This is a genomic window from Micrococcus sp. CS26, assembly GCF_055522295.1.
The window spans coordinates 26,342-40,202 of record NZ_JBVFVY010000020.1; the positions used below are offsets into that span (position 1 = coordinate 26,342).

Below are 13,861 nucleotides of genomic sequence, written 5' to 3' on the forward strand. Positions count from 1 at the left end.
GATCATCCCTCTCGATCGTCGGTGTCGGTCCACAGGCCGGAGCGTCGCTCGGCCTCCATCTCGGCCCGGGTCGCCGCACGGGCGGCCCGGCGGGCATCCTGCTCGGCGCGCTTCTCCGCGCGGGTCGCGCGGGTGCGCTCGTCGAGCCGCAGGTCGGTGCCACGGGGCCCGGCGAGCAGCTCGGCTCCCGCGGACAGCGTGGGCTCCCAGTCGAAGACGACGCCCGTGACGTCGTCGCCGATCACGACGGCGTCGCCCGGCCTCGCACCGGCCTTGAACAGGCCGTCCTCGACGCCGGCCCGCTGGAGCCGGTCCGCAAGGTAGCCGATCGCCTCGTCGTTCTGGAAGTCCGTCTGGGCGACCCACCGCTCGGGCTTCTCGCCGCGCACGCGGAACAGCGGCTCGAGGTTGCGCTCCTCGCGGCGGATCGTGAATTCGGCCCGCTCGCCACGGCGGCGATGCCGGCGCGGCACCTCGACGGGCGCGGCCGGCGCGGGCTCGACCACCCGGGAACGGGCCTCCGCCACGAGCTCGGCCATGGCGTACTTGAGGGCGTCCAGGCCCTCGCGGGCCAGCGCGGAGATGTCGAAGACCCGTAGGCCACGGCCCTCGAGCTCGTCGCGGACCATGTCCGCCATCGCGGCGCCGTCGGGCAGGTCGGTCTTGTTCAGGGCGATGAGGCGGGGCCGCTCGTTCAGCGGTACGACGCCCTCCCCGCCCTGGGAGAAGACGGGCTCCACCGCGTAGGCCTCGAGCTCGGCCTCGATGGCCTCGAAGTCGGCGATCGGGTCGCGGTCGGACTCGAGGCTGCCGCAGTCGAGGACGTGCACGAGCGCGGCGCAGCGCTCGACGTGGCGCAGGAACTCCAGGCCGAGGCCGCGGCCCTCCGAGGCACCGGGGATCAGGCCCGGGACGTCGGCCACGGTGAAGCGCACGTCGCCGGCCTGCACGACCCCGAGGTTGGGCACGAGCGTGGTGAACGGGTAGTCCGCGATCTTGGGACGGGCCGCAGACAGGGCAGCGATGAGGGAGGACTTGCCGGCCGAGGGGAAGCCCACGAGCGCGACGTCCGCCACGGTCTTGATCTCGAGCGTCAGGTCCCGGCTCTCCCCCGGCAGGCCGAGCAGCGCGAAGCCGGGCGCCTTGCGCTTCACGGAGGCCAGAGCCGCGTTGCCGAGGCCGCCCTGACCGCCGGCGGCGGCGACGTAGGTCGCGCCCTCCCCCACGAGATCGGCCACGATGTTGCCCTGCTCATCCTTGACCACCGTGCCGTCCGGCACGGGCAGCACGAGCGACTGGCCGTTCTTGCCCTCGCGGTGGTCGCCCATGCCCGGCTGGCCGTTCTCAGCGGACCGGTGCGGGGCGTGGTGGTAGTCCAGCAGCGTGGTGGTCTGCGAGTCCACCACGAGGGTGATGTCGCCGCCGTCGCCCCCGTCGCCGCCGTCGGGGCCACCCAGGGGCTTGAACTTCTCGCGATGCACGGAGACGCACCCGTGCCCGCCGTTGCCGGCGGTGAGGTGGAGGACCACGCGGTCCACGAAGGCTGCCATGGGAGTGCTCCTAGGGGCTGGAGGGATCGGACTCAGACGGCCCAGGGGCCGGAGACGCCGACGGCGGGGGCGGGTCCGGTGGATGCCGGGCCCGCCCCCGCCGGGGCGTCAGGGGGTGCGGGTGTCCTCGCCGGGCGAGGGTCCGCACGCAGACCGCACGAGTGTCAGATCACTCCGCGGCGGGGACGATGTCCACGACCTTGCGGCCGCGGCGCTGGCCGAAGGCCACGGAGCCCGCGGACAGCGCGAAGAGGGTGTCGTCCTTGCCGCGGCCGACGTTGCGGCCCGGGTGGAACTTGGTGCCACGCTGGCGGACGATGATCTCGCCGGCGTTGACGTCCTCGCCGCCGTAGCGCTTGACGCCGAGGTACTGCGGGTTCGAGTCGCGGCCGTTCTTCGAGGAACTGCCGGCCTTCTTATGTGCCATTGCTGTTGCCTAACCTCTCGGATGCTCGGTTTCGCCGGTGCCGGTGACGGCTCAGGCGATCCCGGTGATCTTGACCGTGGACAGCTCAGAGCGGTGGCCCTGGCGCTTCTTGTAGCCGGTCTTGTTCTTGTACTTCATGATGACGACCTTCTTGCCACGGGAGTGGGAGACGACCTCGGCGGTCACCTTCACACCGGCGGCATCGGCGCCAGCCTTGACCTCGTCCCCGTCCACCAGCATCAGAGCGGGCAGCTCGACGGAGCCACCGGTCTCAGCGGGAACGCGGTCAAGGGTAACGAGGTCTCCGACGGAAACCTTCTCCTGGCGGCCGCCAGCGCGGACAATCGCGTACACCACTTGGGACTCACTTCTCTCGACGTTTCAATGGATCAGATCGGGTTCTGCTCGCCCGCACCTCGACCGCGGCTGCGTCCGGGTCCGGCGGTCCCTCACCGGGACATGCGGGAGCGTGCGGGCGGTGAACACCGATGGTCCAGCATACTCGCTGCCGGGCATCCGGACCAAACAGAGGCGTGTCGGCGCGTCGCCGCCGCCCGGGGCAGGCCCGGGGCGGCGGCACCGACGACGGTCAGCGGCCGCGACGGGCCAGGTCGGCGGCCTTCACGCCGACGCCGAGCATCACCGGGGCGGCACCCTGCGGCTCGGCGGGGGTGGACGCCTCGGCCACGGCCGCCGTGAAGCGGCCGCCCTGGGCGCCGCCGGGCGCGGCCTGGACCTGGACGTGGACGCCGTCGGACGACACGGCACGACGCGAGCGCCGGCGCGGCGATCCGGGCGCCGGGGCCGCCTGGGCCTCGGTCGGGGCGTCCGCGGCGGACGCCTGGTCCGCGTCCGCCGTGGGCTCCGCCGTCGGCTCGGTCGCCGCAGGCTCCACCATCACGGCCTCCTCGACGGCGGCCGGGGCGGCGGGCTGCTCGTGGACCTCGGTGGCGTCCGTGGACTCCTCGGGCGAGGGCTCGGTGGCCTCCACCGGAGCCGCGTCCGTGCGGTCGGCCGTCCGCTCGGCGGACGCGTCCGCACCGGCGGCCGGACGGACGACGCCGTCGCTCGAGGCCCGGCGGGACCGGCGGCGCCGGGGCGCCAGGGCATCCTCGGCGGGCACGGGCGCCGAGGCATCCTCGACCGGCTCCGATGCGTCCTCCGCGGGCGCGGCCGCCGAGGACTCGGCGTCCGCGGCGTCGTGCCGCGACGGCGTCGCGCGCTCCGCGCCCTGGTCCTCGGCGTCGGTCTCGGTCGAGGCCGCCTCGCCGTCCCGCCGGGACCGCCCACGGCCACCCCGACGACGCCGGGACCGGCGGGGACGGTCGTCCTGCGCGTCCGCGTCCTCCGGGGACTCGGCCTCCTCGGCCTGCGCGACCGGGTCCTGGTGCTCGGGGGCCTCGGCGGCGGCCGGCTCGGCCTCCTCCTCCGTCTGACGGGGCTGATCGGCGGACTCGGCGGGGCCGTCGTCGTGTGACCGCGCGGCATCCTCAGAGCCCGCGACCTCGGCGCCGGTGTCCCCCGACTCCTCGGTGCGGCCCCGGCCGCGGCGGCGGCCCCGACGGCGCCGGCGACGCGGCGTCTCCTCCTCGTCCGCCCCGGCCGGCTGCCCGGCCTTCGCGGGCCCGGCCGACGCAGCCTCGACGGCCTCGGCCACTGAGTCCTCGGCGGCGTCCGCCGCCTGCTCGGCGGGGGCGGGCTCCTGCGCGGGGGTCTCGTCCTCGGCCACCTTGCCGGAGGCCTTCGCGATCGAGTGCAGGGCGACCCGGGCGGCCTCGGCCCGCTCACGGCGCTGCCGCTCGTCCTCGGAGTCGACGTGCTCGGCGCCCGTCGTCGTGGCCGCGGCGGCGTGGGCGTGCTCGCCCTCGCCGTTGCCCCGGCGCCGGCGACGACGGCGGCCCTCCGCTTCGCCGCGCTGCTCACCGCCGGAGCGGCCCCGCTCGACGGGGGTGTCCTTGATGATGATGCCGCGGCCGGCGCAGTGCTCGCAGGTCTCCGAGAACACCTCCACGAGCCCGGTGCCCATGCGCTTGCGCGTCATCTGGACCAGGCCGAGCGAGGTCACCTCGGCGACCTGGTGCTTCGTGCGGTCCCGGCCCAGGCACTCCACGAGACGGCGCAGCACGAGGTCGCGGTTGGCCTCGAGCACCATGTCGATGAAGTCGATGACGATGATGCCGCCGATGTCCCGCAGGCGCAGCTGCCGGACGATCTCCTCGGCGGCCTCGAGGTTGTTCTTGGTGACGGTCTCCTCGAGGTTGCCGCCGGAGCCCGTGAACTTGCCGGTGTTCACGTCCACCACGGTCATGGCCTCGGTGCGGTCGATCACGAGCGAGCCGCCGGAGGGCAGGTACACCTTGCGCTCGAGCGCCTTGTGGAGCTGCTCGTCCACGCGGTGGGTGGCGTACAGGTCCTCGCCGTCGTGGTCCTCCGGCACCCAGTGGTGCAACCGGTCCAGCAGGTGCGGGGCCACGTAGGTCACGTAGGCCTCGATGTTGTCCCACGTGGCCTCGCCCTGCACGAGCATGGCGGAGAAGTCCTCGTTGAAGACGTCGCGGACCGTCTTGATGGTCAGGTCCGGCTCGGCGTAGAGCAGCTCGGGGGCGAGCACCTTGGTGCCGGACGCCTTCTCCTGGATGCCCTCCCACTGGGCGCGCAGACGGTTGATGTCGTTCTGCAGCTCCTGCTCGGAGGTGCCCTCGGCCGCGGTGCGCACGATCACGCCGGCGTCCTGCGGCAGGTGGTCCTTGAGGATCTTCTTCAGACGCGAGCGCTCCACGTCCGGCAGCTTGCGGGAGATGCCGGTCATCGAGCCTCCCGGCACGTACACGAGGTAGCGGCCGGGCAGGGAGACCTGGCTGGTCAGACGGGCGCCCTTGTGGCCCACCGGGTCCTTGGTGACCTGGACGAGCACGGTGTCGCCGGACTTGAGCGCGTTCTCGATCTTCCTCGGCTTGCCGTCCAGCTGGGCGGCGTCCCAGTTGACCTCGCCCGCGTAGAGCACGGCGTTGCGTCCGCGGCCGATGTCCACGAACGCGGCCTCCATGGACGGCAGCACGTTCTGGACCTTGCCCAGGTACACGTTGCCGATCATCGAGTCCTGCGTGGTGTGCGAGACGAAGTGCTCGGCCAGCACGCCGTCCTCGAGCACGGCGATCTGGATGCGCTGGTCGCGCTGGCGCACCAGCATCTTGCGGTCCACGGCCTCGCGGCGGGCCAGGAACTCGGCCTCGGTGATCACGGTGCGGCGACGCCCGCCCGAGCGGGAGTCGCGGCGGCGCTGGCGCTTCGCCTCGAGCCGGGTGGATCCCTTGACGCTCTGGACGGTGTCCGAGGCGGTGCCGACGGCCTGGCGCGGCGCGCGCACGCGGGTGACGGTGTGCTCGGGATCGCCGGCCTCGCCGCCGTCGAGCTCCATGTCCACCTCACCGCGGCGGCGTCGGCGGCGCCGCCGGGAGACCACGGCGCCCTCGGCCCGGTCCTCGGACTCTCCGGCGTCCTCGTCCTCGGAGCGCTGCCGGGACGTGGTCTCGGTGCGCAGGACCTCGATCAGGTTCGCCGGCACGGCGAACGGGTCGGTCGGGTCGACCTGCAGCGTCGGCGCGCTCGGCTCCTCGGGCGCGTCCGCGGCGTCGTCGGACGCGGGGGTCCGCTCCGGCTGAACCGCCCCGGCGGCGGTGTCCGCCGCGGTCTGCGTCACGGCCTGCTCGGCCGTCTCCTCCGCGCGTTCGTCTGCGCGGGTCGTGTCCTCGTTGTTGGCCGCCATGGCAGCACCTCCCGCCGACCGACGACGCCACACTCGCCGCCGCCCGGCGTGTCCGCGTCCGCCGCCGGCCGCGTTGCCCCGGGCGCCGTGCGCCACGGGTGCGCCGGGAGGCGGACTCCGAGAAGTCATCGGGTGGACCGCGTCGACCGTCAGGGCCCGGCGCGGAACCGCTGCGCCCTCGAGATCGGGGCCTGGGCGTCACGTGCCGTCCGCCGGCCGGCGCACGGACGCGCACGGGCGAAGCCCGGCGTCCACCTCCCGCACGATGCTCGACGCGGGGGCGCCTCGGCGGCGGCCCGACGTCGGGCGCGCAGCGGGCTGCCCCGCGGTGTGGCCACGGGACGGCCAGGGCCGATTGTCTCACATCCGCCCCGGGCACGCGCCTAGAATCGTGTCCATGCCTGCGACCCCGCCGACGGACGACGTCCGCCTCTCCCCTGCCGACGACGTCCCCGCCGAGGAGGCCCGGCTCACCTGGTACGCCCGGCCCGCGGGCATGGCGGCGCTGCTGCTGATCACCTCGCTCGTGGCGCTGACGGCGACGATCGTCATCATCGTCGAGCGCGCCCTCCTCACCGCGGACCCGACGCACCGCACGTCCTGCGACCTCAACCCGTGGGTGTCCTGCGGCCAGGTGATGCAGTCGTGGCAGGCCCACACCTTCGGCTTCCCGAACACGTACATCGGCGTGGTCGCGTTCTCCGTGCTCATCACCGTGGCGGTGTCCCTGCTCGCCGGCGCCCGCTTCGCCCGCTGGTACTGGCTGCTGATGAACGCGGGGATCCTGGCGGGCTTCGCATTCTGCGTGTGGCTCTGGTACTCGGCCGTCTACAGCATCGGCACGCTCTGCCTCTACTGCATGATCGTGTGGGCCATGGTCATCGCCCAGCTCGTGCTTGTGACGTCCCGGAACCTGCAGACCGGCACGCTGCCGGCCCCGGCCGGTCTCGTCCGCCTCGCCCGGGAGCTGGCCTGGCCCGTGATCGTGCTCCTCTACGTCCTGGTGTTCGCCTCGATCCTGCTGGAACTGGGCCTCGGGGTCGTCGGGATCGACTGAGCCTAAGCTCCCCCACCGGACACGACGACGGCGGCCGGTCACCCCACCAGGGTGACCGGCCGCCGTCGTGCGGGCCCGGACCGGGCTCAGCCGAACCAGATCGCGAGCTCGCGCTCGGCCGAGAGGGTCGAGTCCGAACCGTGGACGAGGTTCTTCTGGACGGCCTCGCCCCAGTCCCGGCCCAGGTCGCCGCGGATGGTGCCCGGGGCGGCCACGGTGGGATCGGTCTTGCCGGCCAGCGAGCGGAAGCCCTCGATCACCGAGTCGCCCGTGACGCGCGCGGCCACCACGGGGCCGGAGGCCATGAACGCGACCAGCGGCTCGAAGAACGGCTTGCCCTGGTGCTCCTCGTAGTGCCGCTCCAGCATGGCGCGGGTGGGCGTGAGCATCTTCAGATCGGCGATCACGTAGCCCTTGCGCTCGATGCGCGCGAGGATCTCGCCGACCAGGTTGCGGGCCACCCCGTCCGGCTTGATGAGGACGAGGGTCTCTTCGGTGTGGTGCGTCATGGGGTGTGCTCCTAGCGTCGTCGGACGGCCGCGAGCGCGGTCCGGTTCCCGCCCCACCCTAGTGGGGCCCGGGTCTCAGCGTCCGTGCTCGGCCTCCCAGGCGGCCTCGAGGCGGTCCCGGTGTGCGTTCTCGACGTCCATGGCACCGCCCTTGATCACGGCGTACGCCCACGTCAGCGCGAAGAGGGCCCCCACCACGAACATCGAGTACTCCCAGAAGCCGGAGGCCAGCAGGACGGCCTGGATCGCCCAGCCGATCGCGATGCCGACGGGCTTGCGCACCAGGGCGCAGGTCAGCACCGCGACGACGGCCAGCGCGGAGTAGCCCGCCACGAACCACCAGGCGCCCGGCTCGTCCCGGTGCATGCCGAACAGCATGAGCCCGAGGAAGAAGATGAGCACCGCCTCGAGCATGAGGATCGTGGAGGTGAACAGGGCGCGCACGGAGCGGCGGCGCCGACGAGTGCCGGGGCGCCACTGCCGCTGGGCTCGCGTCTCACGCGCGGGGCGCCAGGACTCGTCGCCGAAGCGCCCCTGCTCCGTGGCGCCTCCGGTCTCCGGCTGGTCGGGGGTCATCGGTCCTCCTCCGGCCGGCGGCGGGCGCCGGCGTCGTCGCGGTCCTCGAGCAGCTCGAGGATCTCCGGGTCCAGGTCGTCCTCGTCGGCGTCCGCCAGCCCGACGGCGTCGAGCAGGTCGGCGGGGTCGAGGCCGCGGGCGGCCACGGTGACGGGGCCGGCGTGGCGGGGCTCGCCCACGAGGGTGCGGACCTCCGCGGCCAGGGTGATCGAGCCGAGCACGAGCACGCCGCCGCCGGTGCCGGAGGCCAGTTCGTCCGCGCTCGTCTCCAGGGCCTCCGCGCGGCCGACCGCCCACTCCAGGGCGTCCGGCACGGACTCGGTGGCGTACACGTCATCCTCGGGCCAGCCGGCGTCGACGGCCATGCGGGCCAGCTCCCCGGCCGGGATGGCGCGGGCCGAGGAGGACTGCGTCACCGCGAGGTCCTCCACGTCGTCGCCGAACGCCCGGTAGAGCGCCGCGAGCATGCCCGGCGCGTCCTTCTCCTGGAGGATCCCGACGACCAGCGAGAGGCGGGTGAAGCCGAACGCCTCCTGCACCGCGCGGGCCGTGGCCCGCACGCCGTCCGGGTTGTGGGCGGCGTCCACGATGAGCGTGGGGGCGGTGCGCAGCACCTCGAGCCGGCCGGGCGAGGTGACCTGGGACAGCCCCTCGCGCAGCAGCTCCTCGTCCAGCGGCCGGTCGCCGCCGCCCAGGAACATCTCCAGGGCCGCCACGGCGACCGCGAGGTTCTGCGCCTGGTGCTCCCCGAGCAGCGGCAGGAACAGGTCCCGGTACTCGGCCGCGAGGCCACGCACGGACACCTGCTGGCCACCCACGGCCAGGGAGCGCTCGAGCACGCCGAACTCGACGCCCTCGAAGCGGAACGGCACGTCGGCCGCCCGAGCCGCCTCGAGCAGCACCTGGGCGGCGTCGCGCTCCTGGGCGGCGGAGACGAGGGCGCCGCCGGGCTTGATGATGCCGGCCTTCTCCTCGGCGATCTCGGCCTCGGTCTCCCCCAGCAGGTCCGTGTGGTCCAGGGAGATGGGGGTGACCACGGAGACGACGGCGTCCGCGACGTTGGTCGCGTCCGTCACGCCCCCGAGGCCCACCTCGAGGACGATGACCTCGACGGGCTCGTCCGCGAACACCGCGAAGCCCAGCGTGGTGAGCGCCTCGAAGTACGTCAGCGGGACCTCGCCCGCGGCCTCGAGCTCCGCGTCCACGGTCTGCACGATCGGGAGGATCTCCCCCCACACGCGCACGAAGGTCTCGTCGGCGACGGGGGCGCCGTCGATGCTGATCCGCTCCGTGACGCGCTGCAGGTGCGGCGAGGTGTAGCGCCCGGTGCGCAGCCCGTACGCGCGCAGGACGGCCTCGACCATCCGCGCCGTGGACGTCTTGCCGTTGGTGCCGGTCAGGTGGATCACCGGGGCCGCGTGCTGCGGGTCGCCGAGCAGCGCGAGCACGCGCCGCATCGGCTCGAGCCGCGGCTGCATCGTGTTCTCCGGGGCGCGGGCGAGCAGGTCCCGGTAGACCTCCTCGACCGTGCCCGGGACGTCCCCGCGCATCACGCGTCTGCCTTCGCGACGGAGACGGCCACGGTCTTCATGGCGTCGTCGGCCGGGTCCTTGCGCGGGTCGGCCGCGCCGGAGTCCACGAGCTCCAGGTCCACCGTGAGGGTCTCCTCCGCCACGAGACCGCGGTGGGCCTCGAGCGCCGCCACGACGGCGGTGGGGCCTTCGATCCGCGTGCGCACGCGGTCGGAGACGTCCAGGCCGGCGTCCTTGCGGGCCGCCTGGACGGCGCGGACCACGTCCCGGGCGGTGCCCTCGGCGGCCAGCTCCGCGGAGACCTCGGTGTCCAGCACGAGGAAGCCGGCGGTGCCGGGCAGCACGCCCACCGCGGTCCCCTCGGGGGCACCGGTGGAGACGGTGCGCAGCTCGTAGAGCGCGGGGGCCAGGGTCACGGTCTCGCCGTCGGCGAGCGTGACCGCCAGGCCCTCGGCCGTCTCCTCGTACGCGCCGGCGTCGACCGCCTGCTTCACGAGCGGCACCTGCCTGCCGAACGCCTTGCCGAGCTCGCGGAAGTTCAGCTTCAGCTCCGTGCCGATGCCGTAGCGGGCGATCGCCTCCTCCGAGAGCTCGGTGAGCTCGACGTCCTTGAGGTTCAGCTCGTCCGCCACGATGCGGGCGTAGGTGCCCTCGAGGCCCGCCGCGTCCGGGACGACGACGGACAGGCGGGGCAGCGGCAGGCGCACCCGCCGGCCGGCCCCCTTGCGCAGGGCCGAGCCGGCCGAGCTGATGCGGCGCACCGCGTCCATGCGGGCCACGAGGGAGTCCGCCTCGGGCCCGTGCGGGAAGAGGTCGGCGTCCGGGTAGTCGGTCAGGTGGACCGAGCGGCCACCGGTGAGGCCGCGCCAGATCTCCTCGGCGATCAGCGGCATCAGCGGCGCGGCGGCCCGGGTGAAGGCCTCCAGGACGGTGTAGAGGACGTCGAAGGCGACGGTGTCCTCGTCGAAGAACCGCTCCCGGGACCGGCGGATGTACCAGTTGGTCAGCGTGTCCATGAAGCCGCGCAGCGCGTCCGTGGCGTCCGAGACCTCGTAGGCGTCCAGGCCGGCCTTGACCTCCCGCAGCATGCGGCCCGTGGCGGCCAGGATGTACTGGTCCAGGGGGTCCTCGGCGGTGTGCCGCTCCTGCGCGCGGTACCCGTCGGGCCGGGCGCCGCCGTCGTGCGCGGTGTTCGCGTAGAGGGTGAAGAAGTGGTACGCGTTCCACGCCGGCAGCAGCACCTGGCGCACGCCCTCGCGGATGCCCTCCTCCGTGACGATCAGGTTGCCGCCGCGCAGGATGGGGCTGGCCATGAGGAACCAGCGCATGGCGTCCGCGCCGTCGCGGTCCAGGACCTCCGTGACGTCCGGGTAGTTGCGCAGCGACTTGGACATCTTCTGCCCGTCCGAGCCGAGCACGATGCCGTGCGAGATCACGTTGGAGAACGCCGGCCGGTCGAACAGCGCCGTGGCCAGGATGTGCATGGTGTAGAACCAGCCGCGCGTCTGGCCGATGTACTCCACGATGAAGTCCGCCGGGTTGTGCGTGGGGAACCAGTCCGCGCGCTCGAACGGGTAGTGCACCTGGGCGTACGGCATGGAGCCGGAGTCGAACCAGACGTCCAGCACGTCCTCGACCCGGCGCATGACCGCACCCGCCGCGGCGGCCTCGGGGTCCGGGTGGGGGCGGGTGAGGTCGTCCACCCACGGGCGGTGCAGGTCCACCTCGCCCTCGGCGTTGCGCGGCAGGCGGCCGAAGGCCTCCTCGATCTCCGCGAGCGAGCCGTAGACCTCCTGGCGGGGGAAGTCGGGGTGGTCGGACTCCCACACCGGGATGGGCGAGCCCCAGTACCGATTGCGGGAGATGGACCAGTCGCGCGCGTTGGCGACCCACGTGCCGAACTGCCCGTGCTTCACGTTGCCGGGGATCCAGGTGATCTCCTCGTTCAGCTCGAGCATGCGCTCCTTGATCTGGGTGACCTTGACGTACCAGGACGTCACCGCGCGGTAGATCAGGGGCGTGCGGCACCGCCAGCAGTGCGGGTAGGAGTGCTCGTAGGAGGCTTCGCGGGCCACGCGGCCCAGGGCGCGCAGGGCGCGGATGATCGTGCGGTTGGCCTCGAAGACCTGCACGCCGGCGATCTCGCGCAGGTCGCCGCGCCCGACGTCCTCGCGGGCGAACAGCGGCAGGAACCGGGCACCGGAGTCCACGGAGAGCAGCACGGGGATGCCGTTGGCCTCGCACACGCGCTGATCGTCCTCACCGTAGGCCGGCGCCTGGTGGACCACGCCGGTGCCGTCCTCGGTGGAGACGTAGTCGTCCACGAGGATGCGGTGGGCGCCCTCGACGCCGAGGTCACGGCCGTTGACGGTGAAGGTCTCCCCGCGGTGGGCGTCGAACACGTCCGTGAACAGCGGCGCGTAGGCCAGGCCGCCGAGGCGGGCGCCGGGGATCGTCTCGGTGACCGCGGCGCGGGCGGCGTCGGCATCGGCGTAGCCGAGCTCCCTGGCGTGGGCGCCCACCAGGTCCACGGCCAGGAGGAAGCGGTCCCCGTCCGCGGTCGCGCCCTCGGGGCCGGCCGGCACCACGGCGTACTGGATCTGGGGGCCGACGGCGAGGGCCGCGTTGGTCGGCAGCGTCCAGGGCGTGGTGGTCCAGGCCAGGACGTGGACGCCGGCCAGGTGCGCGGCGAGCGCCGCGTCGGCGCCGCCGTCGGGCACGAGGGCGGGGTCCGCCGGGAGGCCGGTGATCGGGAACGTGACGGTGACCGAGGGGTCCTGGCGCATCTTGTAGACGTCGTCGTCCATGCGCAGCTCGTGGTTGGACAGCGGGGTCTCGTCGTTCCAGCAGTAGGGCAGGACGCGGAAGCCGCGGTAGGTCAGGCCCTTGCGGTGCAGCTCGGAGAAGGCCCAGATCACGGACTCCATGAAGTCCGGGGTGAGGGTCTTGTAGTCGTTCTCGAAGTCGACCCAGCGGGCCTGGCGGGTCACGTAGTCCTGCCACTGGTCCGTGTACTTCAGGACCGAGGAGCGGCAGGCGTCGTTGAACGTGTCGATGCCCATGGCCTCGATCTCGGACTTGTCCGTCATGCCCAGCTGCTTCATCGCCTCGAGCTCGGCGGGCAGGCCGTGGGTGTCCCAGCCGAAGCGGCGCTCCACGCGGCGGCCCTGCTGCGTCTGGTAGCGGGCCACGAGGTCCTTGACGTACCCGGTGAGCAGGTGGCCGTAGTGCGGCAGGCCGTTGGCGAAGGGCGGGCCGTCGTAGAAGACGAACTCGTTCTGCGAGCCGTCCTCGTTCCGGGTGGGACGCTGGTCGATCGAGGCCTGGAAGGTGCCGTCCTCGTCCCAGTACGCCAGGATGCGGCGCTCGATCTCCGGGAAGCGCGGGGAGGCGGGGGTGCGGCCGTCAGGGGCGGAGGAGGCGAGGGGGTACACGGGGGTCCTTTGCGTCCGGGGCGTCGGTTCCGTGCAAGGACGCCCGAGGGCCCGACCCTCCGGCCGGCCGCGGACGCGGTACCACCTTGCTTGCCGGCGTCGGGAGGTCCCCGGGGTGCCGGCCGCTTGATGACTGCTGTGACGGGCTTACCCGTCCGGTTCTACTGGGGCCGTGCGGCCCGTTCTTCCGGAGGCTCGCCGGTGATGGCCGGGTCGACGCCTGTGCCCGCCAGTGTAGTGGACGCTGCGCCGGCCCGGGGCCGCGGGGCCGGAGCGCGTCAGAGGGCGGTGCGCACGGCCGCCGACGCGTCGCCGTCGATCTCCACGTGCACGGCGTCCCGGCCCGAGGCCCAGAGGAGGAGCTCCCCGACCTCGCCGGTCACCGTGACGGGCGCCCGCAGCGCCACGGCCCCACGGGTGACGGTGACCGGGGCGCGACCCGGGCCCTGGAGGACCACCGGCGCCGTGGACGTGCGCAGGAACAGCGGGGCCATGCGACGCAGCGAGCGGTAGAGGGCGTCCTCCTCGTCCGGGGAGAACGGGCGCGGGGCGGGCAGCGAGCCGCCGGTCGCGGACTCGCCGCGCCGGACGTCCTCGAGGTGGATGAAGTGCTCGGCCGCGTTCACGTGCCTGTCCGCCGCCCGCATGGGGTTCAGCGCCGACGGGCCCGCGGCCCACTCCCGCACGACCTCGGCGTAGTCGCGGCGCTTGGTGTCCGCGGTCAGGCGGTCGAGGTGGCGGGACAGCGGCGGGATGAACAGGGCGGCGAAGGCGTCGGGCCGGCTCTCCCGCAGCCAGAGGTGGGCGGCGAGGTCGCGGGTGCTCCAGCCGCCGCACAGGGTGGGCGCGTGGGGGCCCTTCTCGAGCAGGAGGTCAGCGAGACGGGCGCGTTCGGCTGCGGCGAAGGTGGTCATGGGCACCACGGTAGGGAGCGGGCCGCGGCGCGGGCGAGGGGTGGGCCGCGCCGCGGCCGCGAATCCGCCCGACGGGAGGACTCAGCCTCCGGCGCG

Annotated in this window: 10 protein-coding genes; 1 reads left to right on the forward strand and 9 read right to left on the reverse strand. The window is 73.6% G+C overall.

All coding sequences use genetic code 11. The features are described 5' to 3' along the window. Positions 1-2: 2 nt before the first annotated feature. The 4 genes from obgE to ACZ1IK_RS09165 all read right to left on the reverse strand — a co-directional run bounded on the left by obgE (position 3) and on the right by ACZ1IK_RS09165 (position 5,743). Positions 3-1,550, reverse strand: a complete 1,548-nt coding sequence (gene obgE / locus ACZ1IK_RS09150; RefSeq protein ID WP_020622077.1) for a GTPase ObgE — start codon at positions 1,548-1,550, stop codon at positions 3-5. 169 nt (positions 1,551-1,719) lie between these two features. Next, entirely contained in the window at positions 1,720-1,977 is a 258-nt protein-coding gene (gene rpmA / locus ACZ1IK_RS09155) for a 50S ribosomal protein L27 (protein ID WP_002853915.1), read from the reverse strand. A gap of 51 nt (positions 1,978-2,028) precedes the next feature. After that, complete coding sequence (rplU, locus tag ACZ1IK_RS09160; protein ID WP_002853919.1) at positions 2,029-2,334, reverse strand: 50S ribosomal protein L21; 306 nt, start codon at positions 2,332-2,334, stop codon at positions 2,029-2,031. A 232-nt stretch (positions 2,335-2,566) separates the two neighbouring features. Beyond that, complete coding sequence (locus tag ACZ1IK_RS09165; RefSeq protein WP_465098470.1) at positions 2,567-5,743, reverse strand: Rne/Rng family ribonuclease; 3,177 nt, start codon at positions 5,741-5,743, stop codon at positions 2,567-2,569. Between the two features lie 397 nt (positions 5,744-6,140). Here ACZ1IK_RS09165 and ACZ1IK_RS09170 point away from each other — a divergent pair, with 397 nt between their 5' ends. After that, on the forward strand, positions 6,141-6,800 hold the full coding sequence (locus tag ACZ1IK_RS09170) for a vitamin K epoxide reductase family protein (protein WP_036316920.1): 660 nt from the start codon (positions 6,141-6,143) through the stop codon (positions 6,798-6,800). A gap of 86 nt (positions 6,801-6,886) precedes the next feature. Here ACZ1IK_RS09170 and ndk read toward each other — a convergent pair whose 3' ends face one another. From ndk to ACZ1IK_RS09195, 5 genes are all read right to left on the reverse strand, one after another. Next, a complete protein-coding gene (gene ndk, locus ACZ1IK_RS09175; RefSeq protein WP_012750845.1) occupies positions 6,887-7,309 on the reverse strand; it encodes a nucleoside-diphosphate kinase in 423 nt (140 codons plus the stop codon). A gap of 75 nt (positions 7,310-7,384) precedes the next feature. Next, on the reverse strand, positions 7,385-7,885 hold the full coding sequence (locus tag ACZ1IK_RS09180) for a DUF4233 domain-containing protein (RefSeq protein ID WP_036316917.1): 501 nt from the start codon (positions 7,883-7,885) through the stop codon (positions 7,385-7,387). After that, positions 7,882-9,435: a bifunctional folylpolyglutamate synthase/dihydrofolate synthase gene (locus tag ACZ1IK_RS09185; RefSeq protein WP_036384997.1), complete on the reverse strand. Its 1,554-nt coding sequence runs from the start codon at positions 9,433-9,435 to the stop codon at positions 7,882-7,884. The genes ACZ1IK_RS09180 and ACZ1IK_RS09185 overlap by 4 nt, the downstream gene beginning before the upstream one ends. After that, positions 9,435-12,851 (reverse strand): isoleucine--tRNA ligase, encoded by a 3,417-nt coding sequence (ileS, locus tag ACZ1IK_RS09190; protein WP_465098471.1) that lies wholly within the window; start codon positions 12,849-12,851, stop codon positions 9,435-9,437. The genes ACZ1IK_RS09185 and ileS overlap by 1 nt, the downstream gene beginning before the upstream one ends. A 278-nt stretch (positions 12,852-13,129) precedes the next feature. After that, a complete protein-coding gene (locus ACZ1IK_RS09195) occupies positions 13,130-13,765 on the reverse strand; it encodes a TIGR03085 family metal-binding protein (protein ID WP_101965499.1) in 636 nt (211 codons plus the stop codon). Positions 13,766-13,861 lie beyond the last annotated feature (96 nt).